Origin of the sequence: Mitsuokella apri (genome assembly GCF_051886055.1) — a bacterium.
Lineage (GTDB): Bacteria > Bacillota > Negativicutes > Selenomonadales > Selenomonadaceae > Mitsuokella.
Map to the genome: position 1 here is coordinate 1 of NZ_JBJEXT010000072.1, position 21,839 is coordinate 21,839.

19 protein-coding genes are annotated in these 21,839 nt (G+C 54.7%); 16 read left to right on the forward strand and 3 right to left on the reverse strand.

The window, feature by feature from the left end; all coding sequences use genetic code 11:
* The 6 genes from ACI4OH_RS11230 to ACI4OH_RS11255 form a co-directional block, all read left to right on the forward strand.
* A partial coding sequence (locus tag ACI4OH_RS11230; protein WP_439784749.1) for a rod shape-determining protein occupies window positions 1-741 on the forward strand: 741 nt, incomplete at its 5' end.
* 109 nt (window positions 742-850) lie between these two features.
* On the forward strand, window positions 851-2,383 hold the full coding sequence (locus ACI4OH_RS11235; RefSeq protein ID WP_439784750.1) for a phosphodiester glycosidase family protein: 1,533 nt from the start codon (window positions 851-853) through the stop codon (window positions 2,381-2,383).
* Between the two features lie 156 nt (window positions 2,384-2,539).
* Window positions 2,540-4,654 carry a SpoIVB peptidase S55 domain-containing protein gene (locus ACI4OH_RS11240; protein WP_435722027.1) on the forward strand — a complete coding sequence of 705 codons (2,115 nt, stop codon included), beginning with the start codon at window positions 2,540-2,542 and terminating at the stop codon, window positions 4,652-4,654.
* Between the two features lie 105 nt (window positions 4,655-4,759).
* Window positions 4,760-6,025, forward strand: a complete 1,266-nt coding sequence (murA, locus tag ACI4OH_RS11245; protein ID WP_435722022.1) for a UDP-N-acetylglucosamine 1-carboxyvinyltransferase — start codon at window positions 4,760-4,762, stop codon at window positions 6,023-6,025.
* A 113-nt stretch (window positions 6,026-6,138) separates the two neighbouring features.
* Window positions 6,139-7,233 (forward strand): NADH:flavin oxidoreductase, encoded by a 1,095-nt coding sequence (locus tag ACI4OH_RS11250; protein WP_432648495.1) that lies wholly within the window; start codon window positions 6,139-6,141, stop codon window positions 7,231-7,233.
* A 239-nt stretch (window positions 7,234-7,472) separates the two neighbouring features.
* The gene (locus ACI4OH_RS11255) at window positions 7,473-9,149 is read left to right on the forward strand and encodes a carbon starvation CstA family protein (protein WP_432647387.1); all 1,677 of its coding nucleotides are present in this window, start codon (window positions 7,473-7,475) and stop codon (window positions 9,147-9,149) included.
* A gap of 136 nt (window positions 9,150-9,285) precedes the next feature.
* Here the strand turns inward: ACI4OH_RS11255 and ACI4OH_RS11260 are convergent, their stop codons facing one another.
* Complete coding sequence (locus ACI4OH_RS11260) at window positions 9,286-10,473, reverse strand: iron-containing alcohol dehydrogenase (protein WP_439784751.1); 1,188 nt, start codon at window positions 10,471-10,473, stop codon at window positions 9,286-9,288.
* 245 nt (window positions 10,474-10,718) lie between these two features.
* Between ACI4OH_RS11260 and ACI4OH_RS11265 the strand changes: the two genes are divergently transcribed.
* The 4 genes from ACI4OH_RS11265 to ACI4OH_RS11280 are packed head-to-tail and all read left to right on the forward strand — an operon-like array spanning window position 10,719 to window position 13,418.
* Window positions 10,719-10,925, forward strand: coding sequence for a 4Fe-4S dicluster domain-containing protein (locus ACI4OH_RS11265; RefSeq protein WP_295632761.1), 207 nt, complete (start codon window positions 10,719-10,721; stop codon window positions 10,923-10,925).
* Window positions 10,922-12,064, forward strand: a complete 1,143-nt coding sequence (locus tag ACI4OH_RS11270) for a 2-oxoacid:acceptor oxidoreductase subunit alpha (protein WP_432647389.1) — start codon at window positions 10,922-10,924, stop codon at window positions 12,062-12,064. The genes ACI4OH_RS11265 and ACI4OH_RS11270 overlap by 4 nt, the downstream gene beginning before the upstream one ends.
* Window positions 12,064-12,885 (forward strand): 2-oxoacid:ferredoxin oxidoreductase subunit beta, encoded by an 822-nt coding sequence (locus ACI4OH_RS11275; RefSeq protein WP_432647390.1) that lies wholly within the window; start codon window positions 12,064-12,066, stop codon window positions 12,883-12,885. Before ACI4OH_RS11270 ends, ACI4OH_RS11275 begins: the two co-directional genes overlap by 1 nt.
* Window positions 12,882-13,418 carry a 2-oxoacid:acceptor oxidoreductase family protein gene (locus tag ACI4OH_RS11280; RefSeq protein WP_432647391.1) on the forward strand — a complete coding sequence of 179 codons (537 nt, stop codon included), beginning with the start codon at window positions 12,882-12,884 and terminating at the stop codon, window positions 13,416-13,418. Before ACI4OH_RS11275 ends, ACI4OH_RS11280 begins: the two co-directional genes overlap by 4 nt.
* Window positions 13,419-13,480: 62 nt before the next feature.
* Here the strand turns inward: ACI4OH_RS11280 and ACI4OH_RS11285 are convergent, their stop codons facing one another.
* Both ACI4OH_RS11285 and ACI4OH_RS11290 read right to left on the reverse strand, forming a co-directional pair.
* On the reverse strand, window positions 13,481-13,753 hold the full coding sequence (locus ACI4OH_RS11285; RefSeq protein WP_432647392.1) for a hypothetical protein: 273 nt from the start codon (window positions 13,751-13,753) through the stop codon (window positions 13,481-13,483).
* Window positions 13,754-13,895: 142 nt separating this feature from the next.
* On the reverse strand, window positions 13,896-15,086 hold the full coding sequence (locus ACI4OH_RS11290) for an MFS transporter (RefSeq protein WP_439784752.1): 1,191 nt from the start codon (window positions 15,084-15,086) through the stop codon (window positions 13,896-13,898).
* A 167-nt stretch (window positions 15,087-15,253) separates the two neighbouring features.
* Between ACI4OH_RS11290 and ACI4OH_RS11295 the strand changes: the two genes are divergently transcribed.
* Genes ACI4OH_RS11295 through ACI4OH_RS11320 form a run of 6 tightly spaced genes read left to right on the forward strand, consistent with a single transcriptional unit; the run spans window position 15,254 to window position 21,526 of the window.
* Entirely contained in the window at window positions 15,254-16,069 is an 816-nt protein-coding gene (locus ACI4OH_RS11295) for a Cof-type HAD-IIB family hydrolase (protein ID WP_432647776.1), read from the forward strand.
* Window position 16,070: 1 nt separating this feature from the next.
* Complete coding sequence (gene rapZ, locus ACI4OH_RS11300) at window positions 16,071-16,988, forward strand: RNase adapter RapZ (RefSeq protein ID WP_432647781.1); 918 nt, start codon at window positions 16,071-16,073, stop codon at window positions 16,986-16,988.
* Between the two features lie 3 nt (window positions 16,989-16,991).
* Window positions 16,992-18,320 carry a gluconeogenesis morphogenetic factor MgfK gene (gene mgfK, locus ACI4OH_RS11305; RefSeq protein ID WP_432647777.1) on the forward strand — a complete coding sequence of 443 codons (1,329 nt, stop codon included), beginning with the start codon at window positions 16,992-16,994 and terminating at the stop codon, window positions 18,318-18,320.
* Window positions 18,321-18,349: 29 nt separating this feature from the next.
* Entirely contained in the window at window positions 18,350-19,330 is a 981-nt protein-coding gene (whiA, locus tag ACI4OH_RS11310) for a DNA-binding protein WhiA (protein WP_432647778.1), read from the forward strand.
* Window positions 19,327-20,127 carry a polysaccharide deacetylase family protein gene (locus tag ACI4OH_RS11315; protein ID WP_435722026.1) on the forward strand — a complete coding sequence of 267 codons (801 nt, stop codon included), beginning with the start codon at window positions 19,327-19,329 and terminating at the stop codon, window positions 20,125-20,127. Before whiA ends, ACI4OH_RS11315 begins: the two co-directional genes overlap by 4 nt.
* 49 nt (window positions 20,128-20,176) lie before the next feature.
* The gene (locus ACI4OH_RS11320; protein ID WP_432647780.1) at window positions 20,177-21,526 is read left to right on the forward strand and encodes a copper amine oxidase; all 1,350 of its coding nucleotides are present in this window, start codon (window positions 20,177-20,179) and stop codon (window positions 21,524-21,526) included.
* Window positions 21,527-21,839 lie beyond the last annotated feature (313 nt).

Below are 21,839 nucleotides of genomic sequence, written 5' to 3' on the forward strand. Positions count from 1 at the left end.
GTTTTCCGTCCGCGCATCATGATCTGCATCCCGTCGGGCTGCACGATGGTCGAGCAGCGCGCCGTACAGGAAGCCGCTGAGCAGGCAGGTGCCCGCCATACGCAGCTCATCGAGGAGCCGCTCGCAGCCGCTCTCGGTGCCGGCCTCGATATCGTGGAGCCGTGCGGTTCTATGATTGTCGATATCGGCGGCGGCACGACGGATATTGCCGTCATCAGCCTCGGCGGCATCGTCAACAGCGAGTCGCTGCGCATTGCCGGCGATAAATTCGACTCGGATATCATCGCTTACGTAAAACGCGCGTTCAACCTCATGATTGGCGAACGCACGGCTGAGGACATCAAGTTCAAGGTCGGTGCTGCTTATCCTGAAGCCCGCGATGAAACGCTCGATATTCGCGGCCGCGATCTTCTGACGGGCCTGCCGAAGACCGTGCAGATCACGACGAAGCAGGTGGCAGAAGCCATTGGCGCTTCTGTTTCGCGCATTGTCGAATGCGTCAAGAAGGTTCTCGAGGAGACGCCGCCGGAGCTTTCGGCTGACATCATGGACCGCGGCATCATTCTGACGGGCGGCGGCGCGCTGCTCTTCGGCCTCGATGAGCTCATCCGCCGTGAGACGGACATCCCGACAGCACTTGCGGATGACCCGCTCTCCTGCGTAGCTCTTGGCTGCGGCAAAGCACTCGACACGTTCTCGAAGTTTGACGGCAAGGCTATGAACCTCAAAATCGGGAAATAATGATTGAATTCCCTTCCCCGCAGACTTTGCCTGTGGGGAAGGTTTTTATTTGTGACAGGTTATCTGTTATTTATAATAGAAGGAAAAGGAATTGGAAGGAAGTTTTCGGATGAATATCAAACGGATCGGCCGCTGTGCGGCCGTCTTTGCCGCAGCTGCGGTATTCCTCATGCAGAGCTTTGCCATGGCGGCAGGGCTTACATCCATGCGTTTTCACAGCGGCAGTGAGCATGACCGCGTCGTTTATGAATTTTCCTCGCTGCCTGTGTATACGACTTCGGTTTCGGCCGACGGCCGTACGCTGACGCTCGACCTCGCCGATACGTCGTATCAGGGTTTTCAGGAAGTACCGGCCAGGGGCACACGCATTTCGTCGATTTCCTACAATAAAAAAGGCAAGCATCTCATCGTCACGATGAAGCTCAAGGCCGGACTTTCTTATCAGGTGCATACGCTGAAGAATCCGACGCGCCTTTTTGTCGATGTCCTGCCAAGTTCTGAAGTCACGGGCAATACGGACGCAGCGCAGAACGCGCAGGTGCCTGCAGCCAATACGTCGAACGCAGAGAACACGGCAAATACGTCAAATTCATCAAGCGCCGCTTCTTCGTCCTCTTCTAAGACTATGCCTTCTGCCATCGATGGCGACTATGTCCAGCAGATTGCACCGGGCCTTGTCGAGCATACCTATGTTTACTGGGACGATTACGGCAAAGTCTCGGCCTGGTTTTTAGAGGCTGACCCTGCGCGCTATAAACTTGTACCGGTTCTGGCCAAAGGCAAAATCCCGGGACGCGAGTCTGTCAGCGGCATCGTCGCGCGCGCGGGCGGCGTGGCCGGCATCAATGGTTCGTATTTTGCCCCGAATGGCGACCTCATCGGCGTGACGAAAATCAATGGACAGGTCGTCGGCACGACGTATTACACGCGTTCGGCGTTCGGCCTCAAGAAAGACGGCACGCCGATGTTCGGCAAAATCTCGTATAACGGCACCGTTATGGTCGGCGGCACTACGGTCAGCGTGGGCGGCGTCGACTGCGAACGCGGCGAGGACAGCCTCGTTATTTACAACCGCGCGTACGGCGCGACGACAGGCACGAATGAATACGGACGTGAATACGTCGTAAGGAACGGCCATGTCACGGATATCCGTCAGAACAATTCCCCGATTCCTGCGGACGGCGTCGTCCTTTCCGTGCATGGCACGGTGGCTGACGAGCTCGCCGGCGTCCAGGTCGGCGATGCCGTGAAGATTACGGAAGACCTCGGCGACGACTGGGACGATGCGGATTTCATCATCGGCTGCGGTCCGCGCCTCGTTGCGAACGGCCGCGTCTATATGACGGCGGATGAAGAGGATTTCCCTGCTGATATCCGCATTGGCCGCGCACCGCGCAGCGCTGTCGGCATCACGAAGGATGGCAAGTACCTTTTGGCAGTCGTCGACGGCCGTCAGTCGCACAGCGTCGGCCTGACGCTCACGGACTGGGCGAAGCTGCTCGTGAAATTCGGCGCGCGCGATGCCCTGAATCTCGATGGCGGCGGTTCGTCCGACCTTGTGATCAATGGCGATGTACAGAATTCGCCCTCCGATGGTCAGGAACGCCTGGTCGGCGATGGTCTTGTGCTCGTACGGAAATAAGAATACATGTCAGGAAGGATAAATCTGCGGATTCTATCCTTCTATTTGCATATATTGAGACACAGGGCTGGACGAGTATGTTATAATGGGAAATAGCAATATTTTTTCCGATTCTTAATTTTTGCGTTTACGAGGTGAATACGCTTGCATAAATTCATGAAGAAGGTCGTTGCAGCCGGAATCGCTGCGATGTTCTTCGCAACGGCTGCCGTTCCAGCCCATGCCATGGACCCCATCCTGCCTTTTCAGGATGTCCAGCGCGGCATGACGGGTACGGCCTATACCGTAGTGGACAGTTCTGGTGAAATCCGCAGTTTTGATGTCGATATCATCGGCAATATGGATAATGGCAAAGGCTCGACCCGCATGATCATGGCGCGTGCCCGCGGCCCTGTGATTGAGCAGGCGGGCGGCATCCTGCAGGGCATGAGCGGCAGCCCTGTCTATGTCAATGGCCGCCTTGTCGGCGCCGTGGCTGCCGGCATCAAGGAAATGACGCCGTATACGTTCTTCATCACGCCAATCGAGGACATGATCCCGCTCTGGTCGATGCCGGACAATAAGAATAAGACGCGCCTTAAGACGGTCAATCTCCAGAAAGTCACGGAGGAACGCAAGAAAGAGGAAGCCAAGGCCAAGGCAGAAGACCGCAAAAAGGCGGAGACGAATGGCAATGCCGTGCTGAACCGCATTATGGATGTCATTCATGAGGCCGAAGATACCATCTCCGAGACAAAGAAAAAGCAGGAAGCAGTCAAGGCCGAGCCTGAGGCAAAAGATCAAGATAAGGATACGCAGGCTGCAGACGAAACGAAAGCACAGGACAAAGCTTCCGCAGAAAAAACGGACGAAGCAAAGACTGCAGAAGATGAGGCAGAAGCTGCGGCTGAAATTGTCACCGATGTAAAAGCTGCCAATACAAAAGAGGCCAAGGGAGCCGCGCTTACGAAGCAGCCAAAGGCTGTCATGTATCTGTCTGGCTTTAATCAGCCGGGCATTGACTTCCTGCAGAAAAACGTTCCGCTCGGGCATGATGTCACGTTCCTGCCGATGGGGGTACGCTCCGAAGGTGAGGGCAATACGCTCTACCATGCGAGCCTGCAGCCGGGCAGTGCCGTCGGTGTCGCCATCGTCTACGGTGATTTCGCTGTCGGTGCCACGGGTACCGTGACAGCGGTCGATGGCAGGAAAATCCTTGGCTTTGGCCATCCGTTCCTGCATCGCGGCAATGTCAACTACTTCATGACGGATGCCACGGTCGTCGGCACGATCAGCGGCCAGAGCAACGGCATGAAGATTGCCAATATCGGCAATATCATCGGCCGCGTCAATCAGGACCGTGAAACCGGCATCGCCGGCACCATCGGCGACTTTCCGACGGTCGTGCCGGTCAAGGTCCGCGTCAAGGACAATACCCTTGGCCGCACGGATGATTACGGTGCGCGCATTGCCTATGACGAAGACTTCCTGCCGGAGCTCTCGGGTGGCATTGCCTATGCTGCCATGTCCAAGACATCGGATACGCTCGCAGGCAGCACGGCCAATGTCCATTTCACGATTCGCACGAATGCAGCGGACGGCGGCAAATTCGAACGCAGCAATATGTTCTATAATACGGCCGATGTCGGCCAGATTGCCGTCGGCGAAATCATGCAGGCCATGAGCGTCATCTGCTCGAATACGGAGCAGGAATCCGATATCGTCGACGTACAGGTCGATGTGCAGATGGAAAATGGCCGCAAGACAGCGTCGCTCATTTCCGCAATTCCGGATAAGAGTGTCGTAAAACCCGGTGACCTCGTGAAATTTACGACGACCATCAAGCCGTACCGCCGTGACAAAGAGACGCTCCTGATTCCTTACCGCGTGCCGCTTACAGCCGCAGAGGGGCCATTGACTCTTGATATCCGCGGCGGCGGCATCACGCCGGTCACGACGCAGCTCAAGCTCCTGCAGCAGACAGGCGTTGACCTTCTCGCACAGGAAGACAAGACGGCGACGACAAAGGACAAGCTCCAGAGCCTCAAGCAGGTTGGGCGCAACAATGATATCATCATTGCCCCGGGTGCTTCGGCAGCTGCCCTGACGCCTCAGCAGCAGCGCAAGGCCCTGCGCGCAGCGCAGAAAGCCGCAGCCGAGGCTCAGAAACAGCGCAAATTCTCGTTCTCGCTGAACAATGCCAAGAAGGAGAATCCGGGCGAAACGAAATTTACCACGAATTATATCATCGACAATGCCATCCATACGACCCTGCAGGTCGAGAGAAAGTGACCGCCCCCTATTGTCAGCAGGTAAATATAATGGTACACTGGAAAATGATGCTTAAGACGCAGCGGGAGCAGACGCTGTGTTACTATAGGAGGAAAAGGGACTTAAATGGAAAAGTTGGTTATACATGGCGGACGCAGGCTGGAAGGCCGCGTCAAGATCAGCGGGGCGAAGAATGCGGTACTGCCAATCATTGCAGCGACGCTTCTGGGACAGGACACGCCGAGTCTTCTCGATGAAGTGCCGGCTCTTGAAGACGTGCACACGATCACGGAAGTTCTGCAGAAACTTGGCGTAAAAGCTGAATTCAATCAGGAAAAACACCAGCTCTTGGTGGACAGTACGGTCATCGGCAGCTGCGAAGCGCCGTATGACCTCGTGCGCAAGATGCGCGCTTCTTTCCTGATCATGGGACCGCTGCTCGCGCGCTGCGGTCAGGCCAAGATTTCGCTGCCGGGCGGCTGTGCCATCGGCACGCGTCCGATCGACCTCCATCTCAAGGGATTTGAGGCTCTCGGAGCTAAGATCCGCGTCGGACATGGCTACATTGAAGCTGCAGCTCCGGACGGCCTCAAGGGCGCGAAGATTTATCTCGATTTCCCGAGTGTCGGGGCAACTGAGAATATCATCATGGCCGCTTCGATGGCCGAAGGGCAGACGGTCCTTGAGAATCCGGCACAGGAACCTGAAATCGTCGACCTCGCCAATTACCTCAACGTCATGGGCGCCAAGATCCGCGGTGCCGGCACGAACGTCATCAAGATCGAGGGCGTGCCGAAGCTCACGGGACGTGACTACACGATCATCCCCGACCGCATCGAGGCCGGCACCTATATGGTCGCTGCTGCCATGACGCGCGGCGATGTCTACATCGAAAATGCCATCAGCGAGCATCTGAAGCCGGTCATTGCCAAGCTTAAGGAAGCCGGCGTGACGATTGAAGAGGATGTGAGCGGCATCCGCGTGACCTGTGACCACCGCACGAAGTCGGTCGACATCAAGACGATGCCGTATCCGGGCTTCCCGACGGATATGCAGGCTCAGTTCATGGCCATGATGGCCATTTCGGAAGGCACGGGCATGGTGACGGAGACGGTCTTTGAGAACCGCTTCATGCATGTCGATGAGCTCAAGCGCATGGGCGCAAAAATCAAGATCGATGGCCGCACTTCGATTGTCGAGGGCGTCGAGAAGCTCTATGGCTGTCAGGTCAAAGCCACGGACCTGCGCGCCGGCGCAGCGATGGTCCTTGCCGGTCTTGTCGCAGAAGGCGAGACGCAGGTCGGCTACATTCATCATATTGACCGCGGCTACGACAATCTCGTCGAAAAGCTCGTCGGTCTTGGCGCGGATATCTGCCGCGTGGATAAGTAAGCAAGATTTTTTGGAAAAGGCTGTTGACAAAACAGCCCTTTTTCTTTTTTCTTCATCTTGGCATTATACAATATAATAGTAGAAATTATACAGAACAGGAGAGAATTGAAATCATGAGCATCATCGAAAAGCCGCTGCAGCTGCAGCATCTGACACTCAAGAACCGCGTCATACGTTCTGCCGTGCACAGTTTCCTGGCAGGCAAGGACGGCTGTATGACGGATGCCGAATACGATATGTACGAAACGCTGGCTAAAAACGAAGTGGGCCTTATCATCACGGGACACTGCTGCGTTGATCCGCTGGGACGTGCCAATCCGGAACAGGTCAATATCTACAATGATGCTTATGCGCAGCAGTTCCGCAAAGCTGCAGAAATCGCGCATGCACACGGAGTCCTCTTTATCCCGCAGATCAACCATGCAGGACCGCGCGCGATTGACAACGAGGACCTTGTCGATGTCGTGGCACGTCCGCTGAAAAAAGGACGCCATGCGCGCGAACTGACCGTTGCAGAGATCCATCATATCGAAACCTGCTTCATTGATGCTGCAAAACGCATCAAAGAGACTGGCTGCGACGGTGTACAGCTGCATGCCGCCCATTCTTATCTGCTCTCGCGCTTCCTTGACCCCGTGTTCAACCAGCGCACGGATGCCTATGGCGGCAGCAGCGAAAACCGCTTCCGCATGGTGGAAGAAATCATCCGCGGCATCAAGGAAACCTGCGGCGAGGATTTCCCTGTGCTCTTAAAGGTCAATGTGGATACGAAGGACGAGGATGCGGAAGGATATCATGACGAGATGGTCTATCTGCTGCACCGTGCGAAAGAGCTTGGCATCGAGCTCGTCGAGTTTTCGGGAGCGGACTTCATCAATCAGCCGAAGGATGCAACGCTCTATTATTTCTCGCAGATTAAGCGCCTGAAGGACGAAGTGCCGGAAATGCCCCTGAGTCTGGTCGGTGGCGTGCGTTCCCTTGATGACATGGAAAAAGTCATTTCTGCAGGCATTGAATGCGTGTCTTTGGGCCGTGCCCTGATTGCCGAGCCTGACTTTGTCAAGAAAGAACTTGCCGGCGGCGAAAAGTCCATCTGCGTTTCCTGCAGCCGCTGCTTCGTACTGCCGCATATGCATCCGGGCATCCGCTGCATCTGGGCCTGGAAGAAGGAGCGTGCCCGCCGGAAGAAGGCTGCGGCAGAGTCTTAAGAAAATGTGAAAAGACTCTGAAAAGTACATCTTTACTTTACAAGTTGACAACTTTATAACGTAGTGATAATATACAAACTATCCATTAAGTATCCAGTGCAACGGCGCAAAAGGGATTATCAGATGGTTTGTACTCCACTGAGAGATAAATAAATCCTGAGCGCGCACGTCGCACATCGGGATTTATTTTTTTACAATTTTTTTGTATTGTTTTCATTGGGTAGGAAAGAAGGATTCATATGACAGGATTAATGCTTGTCGGTATCGCACTTGTCTGGTTTGCCTGTGCGTACCTGTTTTATGGACGCTGGCTGGCCAAAACCTGGGGCATCGACCCCAAGGCGCCGACGCCGGCTGTGCGCAAAAACGATGGTCAGGATTATGCACCGGCCTCGCGCTTTACGGTTTTCGCTCATCAGTTTTCGTCTATTACGGGTGCAGGCCCTGTAACCGGCCCGATCATCGCCGCGATGTTTGGCTGGCTGCCGGCCTTCCTCTGGATTCTGATTGGCGGTGCTTTCTTCGGTGCCGTACAGGATTTCACAGCACTCTATGCTTCCGTCAAGAATGACGGCAAGTCGATGGGCCTTTTGATTGAGCAGTATGTCGGCCGCACGGGCCGCCGCCTGTTCCTGCTGTTCAGCTGGCTCTTCACGCTGCTCGTCATTGCAGCATTTGCCGATATCATCGCCAAGACGTTCAACGGCTTTGGTCCGAACGGCACGCTGAACACGCCGGGTGCTCAGGCTGCCACGATTTCGATGCTCTACATCTTCGTTGCCATGGGCTTTGGCATCTTCATCAGCAAGGTCAAACCGTCTGGTGTACTGAAGTTCCTCGTTGCTGTCGTCCTCGTCATTGCCATGTTTGCCGTTGGCATGCAGTTCCCGCTTTACTTTGATGTACCGACTTGGCGTTATATCGTCTTCGGTTACTGCTTCATCGCTGCAGTCCTGCCGATGTGGCTGCTCATGGAGCCGCGTGATTATCTGAGTGCATTTCTGCTTCTCGGCATGGTCGCCGGCGGCGTCATCGGCGTTCTCGCTGCCAACCCATCTGTCAATATGCCGGCCTTTGTCGGTTTTGAAGTCAGCGGCAAACCGCTGTTCCCAATCCTCTTTATCACGATTGCCTGCGGTGCTGTCTCTGGCTTCCACAGCCTCGTTTCGTCCGGTACGTCTTCGAAGGCTATTTCGAACGAAAAAGATATGCTGCCAGTTGGCTACGGCGCTATGCTCTGCGAATGCATGCTCGGCGTTGTCGCCCTCGCGATTGCCTGCGCTGCTGCTTCTAACGGCGTCATGGCACAGGGTACGCCGTTCCAGATTTTCGCAAAGGGCATCAGCGGTTTCTTCACGAATATCTTTGGCCTGCCGGCTGGTTTCTCGGCCTGCTTCATCACGATGTGCGTTTCGGCCCTCGGCATGACGACGATTGACTCCGTTGCGCGCATTGGCCGCATGTCCTTCCAGGAAATGATCAAGCCGAGCGATGGTGTTGCACCGTCTGCCACGCAGAATTTCCTCATGAACAAGTATTTCTCCACGATTCTCACGCTCGTCTTTGCCTATGGCCTCTGCCTTGCCGGCTATATGAATATCTGGCCGCTGTTCGGCGCAGCGAACCAGCTGCTGTCGGCCCTCGTCCTGATTTCCCTCGCCGTCTTCCTTAAGATGACGAATCGCAAGGGCTGGATGCTCTATGTGCCGATGGTCTTCATGTTCATCGTCACGATGACGGCACTTGTCATGAGTGTCTATGGCGGCATCACGAAGCTCATGGCTGGCAAATTCCTCATCGGTGTCGACGGCCTGCAGCTCGTCATCGCCATCGCATTGATGATTCTGGCCTGCCTCGTTGTCAAGCACTGCGGCAAAGAGCTCCTCGAAAAGGGCAATGCCGTTCTTGGCAAATAATGAGCCCGGAGTCAAAATCTTGTTTGTATAACCCCTGAGTCATAAGAAAAGCCACGCTTTATGTTCCGGATAACCGGACAGGCATAAAGCGTGGCTTTTTTCTATTTTATTTTACTACATAGACTGCAGGGGATTTTTATTCTTTATTGGCGAGCTTGTAGATGGCGAAGGCGTCTTTGCGGGTCAGCGGATGGAAGGTGCCGAGTCTCTTGGTATCCTTGGCCGTGGCGAGGCTGGCGAGACTGTAGAGCTCGCTGTCGCTGAGGTGTGCGCCGAGCAGCTCCGGAAGGCTTGTCGGCACGCCGAGATTCTTGAAGTACGTGACCATCATTTCGATGCCGAGCTCAGCGCGCTCTTCATCCGTGCCGTCCGTGATGCCAAAGATGCGCTGGGCGAATTTGGCAAAGCGGGCCGGGTTGTCCTTGTAGATGTATTTGGCCCAGGAGCCCCAGAGGGCGGATAAGGAAGCACCGTGCGTGGCGTCAAAGCGGGCGCTGAGTTCATGGCCGAGTTTGTGGACGGAAAAATCCTTGTGGCGGCCGAGTCCCGTGAGGTCCGAGTGCGAAACGCTGCCGCACCACATGATCTCGCTCATGGCATCGTAGTCTTCCTGGTTTTCGACAGCCGTCTTAGATGCTTCCATGACCGTCTTAATCAGGGATTCTGCGACGCGGTCCGTAAAGGCATTTTCCTCTTTGTCGCAGGTGAAGTAGCGTTCGAGTGTGTGCATGAGGATATCGGCAATGCCGCAGACGAGCTGTTTTTTCGGCACGGTGAACGTCAGCTCCGGATTCATGAAGGCGAGGGCAGGGCGGTTTAAAGGGCTGCTCAGTCCGACTTTGCGCATGGTGTCCTCGTTCGTCAGCACGGACGAATCACTCGTCTCGCTGCCTGCGGCGGCAATGGTCAGCACGGAGCCGAACATCATGGTCTTTTCGAGTTTGGCACGTCCCGACCAGAAATCCCAGACATCGATGCCGGGATTGGCCGTGCCGTGGGCGATGGCTTTGGCTGAGTCGATGACGCTGCCGCCGCCGACGGCAAGGATGAAATTGGCTTTGAAGGCAAGTGCCTCGCGGATGCCCTCGCGCACGAGTGCAACGCGCGGATTCGGCTGGACACCCCCGAGCACCTGGAAAGCCAGACCATTCGAGGTCAGCTGGCATTCGATGCGGGAAAGCAGGCCGCTTTTGACGACACTGCCGCCGCCGTAGACGATAAAGACGCGGCTGGCCCCGTATTCACGCAGTTTTTCCGCGACCTGGTCTTCTGCATGGCGGCCGAAGATGATTTCGGTCGGCATTTTGAAATTAAAACTCTGCATAGTACAGCCTCCTAATAATGTATGAAATTGCGAGAATGATTTCTGTATCATATATTAGCGTTGTGCCGCTAAAATCCTGCTTATCTATATTTTTTGTACATCTTTATATTGTATACATTTATAAATTTACAATATCTCTGGATTTTTGATAAAATATCTGTTATGATGTAAAAGTATATGGCGCAAGAAACATAGTTACTATGCATTATTCATATAAAACTGTGTCATCTTCAGGAGGGAATATCATGAAGTCAGAGATCACCATCAAGACGGTGCGCTGCAAGGGCTGCGGCATCTGCGCAGCTTTCTGCCCGAAGTCTGTGCTGGCTGTCAGCGAGCTTGGCAAGATACAGGTTGTCAATGGCGAAGCATGCATCGGCTGCGGCCAGTGCGAGCTGCGCTGCCCGGATTATGCAATTTTTGTGGATAAAGTCAAGGAGGCAGCACAATGAGCAAAGCGAGATTGATGCAGGGCAATGAGGCATGTGCAGAAGGCGCAATTGCTGCCGGCGTAAATTTCTTTGCCGGCTACCCGATTACGCCGTCCACGGAGATTGCCGAGACGATGGCACGCCTGCTGCCAAAACACGGCGGCAAGTTCGTGCAGATGGAAGATGAGATCGCGAGCATGGGCGCAATCCTCGGCGCGTCGCTCGCGGGCAGCAAAGTCATGGACGCGACGAGCGGCCCGGGCTTTTCTCTGAAGCAGGAGCTCATAGGCTATGCGGCTTGCGCGGAAATTCCCTGCGTGCTCGTCGATGTACAGCGCGTGGGCCCGTCAACGGGTCAGCCGACAGCGCCTTCGCAGGGGGATGTCATGCAGGCCCGCTGGGGCACGCACGGCGACCATCCCATCATTGCCCTCGCGCCGTGGAGCGTGCGCGAGACGTACGATGCCACGGTCATGGCCGTAAATTACGCCGAACGCTTCCGCACGCCGGTCATCCTGCTCATGGATGAAGTTGTCGGCCATCTGCGCGAGAATGTCGAGCTGCCGGACCATGTGGAGGTTTACCCGCGCCGCAAACCGAAGAAGACGCGTGCCGAGGGCTATGAGCCGTTTACGCCGGATGAGGACCTCGTGCCGAATGTCGCGGACTTCGGCGAGGGCTATCACATCCATGTGACAGGCCTCATCCATGATGAAACGGGCTTTCCGTCAGGCAGTCCTGAGGTCACGGAGCAGTCCATCCGCCGCCTGCACGAGAAAATCGCGCGTGCCGGCGAAGAAATCATCCATACGGAGTCGTATTTCCTCGATGATGCCGATTATGCCGTCGTTTCGTTTGGCGGCTCGGCCCGCACCGCTTATGAAGCCGTGCTCATGGAACGCAAGAAGGGACGCAAAGTCGGCATGCTGCGCCTCATGACCATTTGGCCGTTTGCCGACAAAGCCATTGCCGAGCTTTCGAAAAAAGTCAAGGGCATCCTCGTGGCCGAGCTCAATTACGGGCAGATTGTCAACGAGGTGCGCCGCGCTGCTCACAGCGACTGCAAAGTTTCGCTCTGCGGCAAATATGATATGAGAGCATTTGAACCGGAGGATGTCACCTCCGCTATCGAAAATATGATTGCAGGAGGTAATGCGTGATGGAACGGAGCTTTGAAAAATATTTCCGCCAGAATCACCTGCCGCATCTCTGGTGCCCGGGCTGCGGCAACGGCATCGCGATGAAAGCCATCGTACAGGCCGTCGAGAAAAAGGGCTGGTCGCAGGATAACACGGTCATCGTTTCCGGTATCGGCTGCTCGTCGAGAGCTTCCGGCTATATGGACTTTGATACGCTGCATACAGCTCACGGCCGTGCGATTCCGTTTGCCACGGGCATCAAGCTTGCCAATCCGGACCTCAACGTCATCGTCATCACGGGTGACGGCGACTGCACGGCCATCGGCGGCAATCACTTCATTCACGGCTGCCGCCGCAATGTCGATTTGACGGTCATCATGTTCAACAACAATATTTACGGCATGACGGGCGGACAGGCCTCGCCGACGACGCCAATCGGCGCCAAGGCCACGACTGCGCCGTATGGCTCCGTTGACCGCACGTTTGATGCCTGCAAACTTGCGGAAGCAGCGGGAGCCACGTATGTGGCGCGTTCGACGGCCTTCCATGTACAGCATATGACGAACATGATTGCCGACGGTCTCGCGAACGATGGTTTTTCCTTCATTGAAGCCATGGTGCAGTGCCCGACGGCCTTTGGCCGCAAAAATCACATGGGCAGCCCTGCCGACATGCTCAAGTGGATGCGCGACCATGCCGTCATGAAAGCCGCATGGGATAAGCTGCCCGCAGAAAAACGCGCGGATAAATTCCCGATTGGCTGCCTCTATACGTCAAGCGACATTGACTACGATGCCGCATACGACCAGGTTATTGAGCGTGCAGGGGGTGCCAAGAAATGAGAAAACAGCTTAGATTATCCGGTTCCGGCGGTCAGGGTGTCATCACGGCGGCCATCATTTTAGCCGCAGCGGCCGTCGATGAAGGCAAACAGGCCGTACAGTCGCAGTCGTATGGTCCGGAAGCGCGCGGCGGTGCTTCGAAGTCCGAAGTCATCATCGACGACGCGCCGATTTATCATCCGCATGTTCTCGTGCCGGATCTCGTGCTCGCCATGACGCAGAAAGCTGCGGATAAGTATTACAAGGATCTGAATCCAGACGGACTCTTGGTGCTCGACGAGCAGCTCGTGCCGAATGTACCGGATTTCCCGCATGTCGTACGCATCCCCATCACGAAGATTGCCATCGAGAAAGTCGGCAAACCGCTTTTTGCCAATATCGTAGCTCTCGGTGCACTTGTACGCCTCACGGGCATTGTCTCGTTTAATTCCATCAAGAAGGCTGTGGCAAATCGCGTGCCGCCGCATACGGTCGAACAGAATATGAAGGCTCTTGAGCTCGGCTGGGAAGCTGCTGCTTCTGCTAAGAATTGATTTTTGTCTGCTGGATAAATGAAAAGGACTGCCGTATGGCAGTCCTTTTTAAATGTGTATTTTTAGATTAGCATATGGCGCATGCAGAGCACGAGAAAACAGACGATAGCCAGACCAAAACTGAAGATTTCCACGCAGCGCACGGGATAAACGCAGTGCAGCGGGATATCGACGACGCGCGGAATGTTGCTCGCGAGCAGGGAGATGGCAATCGAGATGTAGAGCAGAATGTTCGTCAGCGGCACCATATGGACCTCAGAAAAGGCGCGCAGGAGCAGGTAGAGAGAAAAAGCAATGAAGAAATAAGCGACTTTGTCGCCAATATGGAAGTTCATGGGGCCACATCCTTTGGGTATCCAGAAATCAGCAAATTTATGACAACTGCGATATATGCTGTTTAATTCTGCATATAAATAGAAAAATCCTGCCATTTCCAAATGATTTAGAGGGATGACAGGATTTTATGTCGGCAAATTGTCAGCAGCCGCGCAGACCGCGGTAATGCTGGTGTATGGCCATGCTCAGGATGAGCAGCAGAAGACCGGAAAAGGCGAAGACCCAGTGCATGCCGAGGTAGGTCGCGATGAGACCGCCTAAAAGCGGTCCCGCCATGGAGCCGACCTGCTGAGCGGCAAACAGCATGCCGAAAATGCGTCCTTTATAGGAAGCGGGCGTGTTGTTGGCGAGTACGGCATTGATGGAAGGATGAATGCCGCAGAAAAAGAGTCCGCCGACAAACTGCATGATGGCAAAAGGAACGAGCGTGTCCGGAATGCCCTGAATGATCATGCTGATGCCGGCACCGGCCATGCCGAGACACATGGCCCGGAAGAAGCCGCGCCGCTGGCCAAATGTTCCCCAGAATGGCGCCGCGATGGCACCGGCAATGCCGCCGAGCGAGAAGACGAGGCCTGCGACAAAGACGATATTCGGCAGAGGGCCGGCGAGTTTGGCGATGTAGGTCGTGATGACCGGCTGCAGGATCAGGATGACCATCTGCACGAGGGTGCCGCAGAGCAGCATATTGCGAAGAAGCGGCATATGCCAGGGCGAAACAGAGGGCTTTTCTGCCGCTTCCTCGGATTTCGCAGAGGCTTTGTCTACTGGCGGCTCCTTGATGATAAAGGTGAAAATCAGGAAATTTGTAAAGAGGGCGGCCGCTGCGAGGAAAAAGGAATAGCGCATGCCGACAGCCGAGGCAAGGATGCCGCCTAAAAGCGGTCCGACGACGCCGCCGGCTGTCAAAGTCCCCTGCATGACGCCGAGACAGAAGCCGAGTTTCTTTGGCGGGGCATAAAGCGTCATGATGGCGAGGTCCATCGGCCAGAGGCCTGAGGCAAAGCCCTGAAACAGGCGCATGAGCGTGAGCTGTTCCGGCGTCTGCACGATGCCGCCGAGAAAATAACTGACGGACAGGAGAAAACTCGCGCGCATGGCCATGAGGCGTTTTCCTTTTGTATCGGCCATGCGGCCCCAAATCGGCGCCATGATGGCCGACACGAGGAAAGATGCCGAAAAGACGATGCCCGACCAGAGATTGACGTTATCCTCCGAAACACCGAGGTCCATCGTCAGGTACATGGGCAGAAATGGGATGAGCATGGTATAGCTCGAAGACATGAAGAGAATATTACAGGTAAGAATCGCAAGAACAAGCTTCCAATTCAAGAAAAAACCTTCTTTCCGCGGCTGATTGCTTCGTAATCAGGTAATTAACATCTTTTTATTTTATCATGGGAAGGGAAATAAGCAAAGCTTATTCCGCATGCTTGCTTTTTTCGCCTGATGTGGGGATAATAGAAGAAGGTTGTTTCCATATAAAGGAGGCGCAATTTATGTCAATCAAACTTTTTGTGACCGATCTGGACGGGACGCTGCTGCCGAGCGGGGCAGATGTTCCTTCTGAAAATATAAAAGCCGCGCAGAGAGCCGTGCGCGCAGGCGTTACCGTGACGATTGCCACGGGCCGCATGTATCGTGCTGCTTTGCCTGTAGCGAAGGCACTCGGCGTCGACGTGCCCATCATCACCTACAACGGTGCCATGATTAAGTCGACGAAGGGCAGGGTCTATTATACAAATTTCCTGAAGCCGGAAATCATCTGTCAGGTCATTGACTTTTGCCGTGAGCAGGGCTGGTACCTGCAGTCGTACAGCAAAGATGAGCTCTGGGTGCCTGTGCACGATGAGCATGCGCGCCATTATGAGCAGGAACAGCAGATAAAGGCCAATGTCGTTGGCTGGGACGCTCTGAAAGAACACACGGAGGAAGTCTGCAAGCTGCTGACGATTTCCGAGGACAGTGAGGAGACGGACCGCCGCATTGCCGTACTCAATGAGCATTTTGGCCGTGATATCGTGGCCATGCGCTCCAATGCCCGCTACTGCGAAATCGTCAATCCGGGCGTCTCGAAGGCCGAAGGCCTCAAAAGGCTCGCCGAAAAGCTCGGCATTTCCATTCAGGAGACGATGGCCATAGGCGATTCGTATAATGATTTGCCGATGCTCAAGGCCGCGGGCCACAGCGTGGCCATGGGCAATGCGGTACCGGAAGTCAAGGCTGTCTGCGATTATGAGACAGCGTCCTGCGAAGAATTTGGTTTTGCCAAGGCAATTGATACGTTTGTGCTCGGAGGTGGAGCAGATGAGTGAGATGATTGAGAAAGAGAACAAACCGGAAGATGCCTTCCGCCTCGTCATTGTGACGGGCATGTCGGGCGGCGGTAAGACGCAGGCCAGCCGCTATCTTGAGGACCTCGGCTATTTCTGCGTTGACAATCTGCCGCCGGTCTTTATCCCGAAATTCGTGGAGCTCTGCAAGCATGCGGGCGGCCACGTCCGCAAGGTCGTGCTCGTCGTCGATACGCGCAGCCGCGAGTTCTTTGATACGTTTGTCCATATCCTCAACGACATGGACAAGGATGATGTTCCCTATGAGATGCTCTTCATGGATGCTTCGGACCCGGCCATCATCCGCCGCTATAAAGAAACGCGCCGCCGCCACCCGATGGCCCCGTCCTCGCGCATCACGGAAGGCATTGCCAAGGAACGCGAACGCCTCGCACCGGTGCGCGCGAAAGCTACTTATATTATTGATACTTCGGAGCTCCGCAAGGTGGATTTGCGCGATAAGATTCACCGCCTGTTCGGCACGGCCGGAGGCGAGCAGATGAACATCAATGTGCTGTCGTTTGGCTTTAAGTTCGGCATGCCGCTCGATGCGGATATGGTCTTTGACGTCCGCTTCCTGCCCAATCCCTTCTATATTGAATCTATGCGCCATAAGAGCGGCGCTGTGCCGGAAGTGGCGGAGTACATCGCCAAATGGCCGGTCACGAAAGAATTCACGCGCATTCTCGATGAGATGATGGATTTTCTCGTGCCGCAGTACATCAAAGAGGGCAAGAGTCAGCTCGTCATTGCCGTGGGCTGCACGGGCGGCATGCACCGCAGCGTCTATATTGCCAAACACATCTTTGACCGCCTGACGGCACAGGGGTATCCGGCGCGCCTCGAGCACCGCGACCTCATGAAGAACGATGTGCGCGAACATGTACGTGAGGAGTGTTAAGTCATGCATCTTTTGAAATGGCTTTATCCGGGCATGAAGTTCAAGCGCTGGCTGCTGCTGTTTTCCGTTGGCGTCATGCTGGTCAGTCTGGGACTTGCACTTGTTTTCAACTACAAATACCTCGATGTCATTGAAGAAGCCATCTTTCGGGCTGTTTATCTTTGGAAGGGCAGCTATAATTACATGTTCACGACGCTCGTGGGTATTGCCGTGGTCATCGTGGGCATCGGCCTCATGCTGATTGCCACGCGCTTTGTCATTCGTTCGGTCATCACGGTCCTGCTGCCGGACAATTCCGAGCGCCTCGTCGATATCATTTACGAAAAACGCCGTCTTGGCAAGGGCCCAAATATCGCGGTCATTGGCGGCGGACACGGCCTTTCAGTGCTTTTGCGCGGCATCAAGGCCGCGACTTCGAATATTTCGGCCGTCGTAACCGTTGCCGATGATGGTGGCTCGTCGGGCCGCCTGCGCGAAGACCTCGGTATTATCCCGCCGGGAGATTTGCGCAACTGTCTTGTTGCTCTCGCCGATACGGAGCCCTTGATGGAAAAACTCTTTCAATACCGTTTCAAGGGCAAGAGCGAGCTTGCGGGCCATTCGTTTGGCAATCTCTTCATCGCGGCCATGACGGAAGTCACGGGCGATGTCGAGATGGCCCTGCGCGAATCGTCGAAAGTCCTCGCCGTCAAGGGCGAGGTGCTGCCGGCATCGAAGGAGCACGTGCGCCTTGATGCCGTCATGGACGATGGCACGGTCGTTGAAGGCGAGTCGCATATTCCGGAAGTCCACAAGCACATCCGCCGCGTCAAGCTCTTCCCACCGCATGTGCAGCCCGTGCAGGCTGCCCTCGATGCCCTGACAAATGCCGATGCCATCATTTTAGGCCCGGGCAGTCTTTATACGAGCATCATGCCGAATCTGCTCGTCGATGGCGTCGCCGAGACCCTGCGCAAGAGCAAGGCCGTCAAAATCTACATCTGCAACGTCATGACCCAGCCGGGCGAGACCGACGGCTACACGGCTTCCATGCATGCCAAGGCCATCATCGACCACGGCGGACAGGGCGTCATTGACTACATGCTCGTCAACAATGCACCGATTTCCAAGGATATGCAGGAGTACTATGCCAAAGAGGGAGCCTATCCCGTCAAGGTTGACGAAGAGGCCATCAATGCTCTGGGCATTGGCTTTATCAAGGCCGATATCATCAACGAGTCCGATGTCATCCGCCATGACCCGCAGAAACTCTGCCATAATGTCATGAAGATGGTCGATGGCCTGCGCCCCGGCAACGGCAGTGACCATTATATGCGCAAGTCTCACCAATAAGAGGAAATGAAATTTGAGGAGGCGTCGTTTTGCCATCATTTGCCACAGAAGTCAAAAATGAGCTGGCCAGACTGAATTATGAAGAATCCTGCTGCCGGACGGCGGAGCTCGCAGCTCTCCTGCGCATGGGCGCGGCGATGACCTTTGGCCTGCACCATACCTTCGGACTGAATTTTACGACCGAAAATGCAGCCGTGGCCCGCAAGACCCTGCAGCTCCTCAAAAGTGAGGGCGGAGGCATCCGTACGGAAATCACGGTGAGCCGCAGCCGCCGCCTCAAGAAAAACAACAGCTACACCGTCCGCGTCATGCCGGAGCCGCCTGTGACGGCCCTGCTCGAGCACCTTGGCTTTTTGCATGATGAGAGTCTCAACATGGATTCAGACATGGGCATCCTGAAGAAAAATTGCTGCCGCGCAGCTTATCTGCGCGGTGCTTTTTTGGGCGGCGGCAGCGTTAATCGGCCCGAGGCGAGCTATCATCTGGAACTCGTGACAGGGAGCTATGGCCTTGGAAATCTCCTTTACACCCTGATGAAGCGCATGGATTTTCCGGTGGGCTTTACGGACCGCAAGGACGTCTACATTGTATATTTGAAGGAATGCGATGCCATCATCGACTTTTTGGCGATGATGCATGCAGATAAGGCCGTGGAGGCCTTCGAGGTTGCGCGCAATATCAAGGAAGTCCGCTCCCAGGTCAACCGTCTCGTGAACTGCGAGACGGCCAATCTGCAAAAGGCGGTGGATGCTGCCGGCCGTCAGCTGCAGGACATCCGGATTCTGCAGGGCCGTGAGGGCGGGCTGAAAGCTCTGCCGGAACGTCTGCGCGAGACTGCTGAGGCGCGTCTTCAGGACCCCGGTGCGAGCATCGTGGAACTTGGGGACATCCTTGGCGTCAGCAAGTCCGGCGTAAATCACCGCCTGCGCAAGCTGCATGAGCTGGCCATGGCAGAACTATCCGGAAAAGAACAAGAAAAAAAGAACGAGGAAGGGGAGCCTGAAATTTGAGTCGCTTGAAAAAATGGTTATTGAGTTTATGCTTTCTGCTGCTGGCATGCTTCCTCTGGCTGGTCTTTTCACCGGCACCGGAGGGCGTTCCTGTGCTGGAATACCACGAAGTAGCGGATTCTGTAGATGATGACGCTTACATCTATAATGTACCGCCTGAGGATTTCCGTCAGCAGCTGGATTATTTGAAGAGTCAGGGCTATACGACTATCTCCATGCTCGACTACATGAAGGCCAGGCACGGAAAAATGGAACTGCCGGCCAAACCGATCATCCTGACGTTTGATGATGGCTACGAGGATAACTACACGACGCTCCTGCCAATTCTTGAAGAATACGGCATGAAGGCTACGGTCTATGTCATTACCAATCAGATTGGTCAGCCCGACTATCTCAATTGGGACGAGCTGCGCGATATGCAGAACCGCGGCATTGAGATTGGCAGCCATACGGCCAATCATGATCCCTTGACACAGATGGATGCCCAGCGGCGTGAGGATGAAGTCCGTTTGTCCAAACTCCTGCTCGAATGGAATGGCATTCATACGGTCTATACATTCTCGTATCCGAACGGCGCTTTTGACGAAACGATGCCGGCTCTGCTCGAAAAGAATCAGTATCTGACCGCTGTCACGGGGGATGCGGGGCTCAACACCATGGCGACCAATCCGTACCTCATGCAGCGCGTCAATATCCCGCATCCGCGTTTCGGCCTTACGGAATTCAAGCTGAGACTCTGGAAAACGGAGGTATTCACAAAACTCGGCATTCATCAGCATCTTGAAGAGGTGCAGTAAATCGTTTTTTATCAAGACGGTCAGAAAAGAGGAAAAGAGGAATCGATACGTGAATTGTAAGATGAAGATTGTGGCAGGGCTCATGGCCTGTACCATCTCAGCCCTGTGCTTTTCGTCAAATGCCATGGCTGGCAGCCCAGGGGAAACTTCTGCTGCCCTGCAGCAGGATAAACTCATCCAGACTGGGAAAACACAGCTGGCAGAGAAGGCCCTGCAGACTGCCGAGCCAGTGAAGAAGGAAAAAGTCAGGAAGAAAAAGAAGGCACAGGAAACGCAGAAATCGGAGGATACGGTCGTGCGCATTCACCAGAAAGTGGCTGAAATCCTGCGCGAACACATGGCAAAAAATCCGCGCAGGAATCTCCTGAAATCCCATATGATGAAAATATGGCCGGTGGAGTCAAAGGACGAGGGCGGCACGCTGCTCTTTTCGGACAGCCCGGAATCCGTTACGGAAGATGGCATTCTCTATCAGGATGTCGTTCAAGGGGATGCCCGTGTGCTGTATTATCATCTGAACAGCAGCGATGCCGACAAAAAAGTCGCTGTCGTGCTGCAGAGCATGGATAATCAGCCGGCCATCGTGCGCGTGACGCGCGGCGGCACGAGCGACCCCAGCCCGGACTATCTTCATGTTGGCAAAATGACGCAGATGGCTTATTTTGAAGGCGAGGCGTATGGTGATATCTACATCGGCCGCGGCCGCCACCGTCTGCTCCAGGAGAGTATGGATACGACCATTCTGCATCCGGGCGATCTCGTTTACGGCGTTTACGATTTTTCGACCAACAGGCCGGTCAAAGTTTCGGTTATCATGTATCCGGCTGATGCTAATCCATATGAATTTTTAGAGCAGGCACAGGTGCTGCCCAAAGATGAACAGCGCCTGCGCGGCACTTTCCATGGCATGGACCGCGTGATTACTTCCGAAAAAGTCTACGATCCAGCGAATGACGGCATTGTCTATTTCCCTCTGGCTGATGATATCCATGACCTCTACCGCACGGGCATTGATGCGACGGATGGCAGCGAAGTCAAGAACTACGGCAATTATGGCATCCTCTATAAACTGCAGATCCCAACGCTGAAGGGCGGGGCTACGCAGTATTATCTGAGCCCGCTGGGCGGCATTTATGCCGGTGCAATGACGGTTCGCACGAATGGGACGCAGCGCCGCATGATTGAAACCCCCTATGGCAGGCCGTATTTTGGCGATTCGACGCCGCCGGAATCCGACGCCACGCAGAAGGCACGCGAGGAGGGACTGGCCATCCTCACGGATGACACAGAACTTGCTGACCTCGGTTCGTATGAGGACGATACGCCCGTCACGTTTGAATTCTCGCCGCCGGGTGCTTCTAATCTGCCTATTAACATCATCATGATGCCGGCGGAATAAAAGGATAAATAAGCGTTCAGGATATCTCAAAGCGATGTCCTGAACTTTTTTTAACTTTTTTTCAAAATTAGTGTTGACAAAAAGCATAAAACCCTGTAATATATTACAAGTCGCCGCAAGACACAGGCAGACATGAGAAAGACGATTGAGAGCTCCTTGACCGGAAGCCATTCGCCACTATCATGAAAACCTAATCTCTTCAAAAATGAAAAGAAAAAAAGTTCTTGACAGAATGAAGAAACTGCGATATAATAAATGAGTCGCTTGAAGCGAGAATGCTTCGAAAGACCAAGTTGTTCTTTGAAAACTAAAC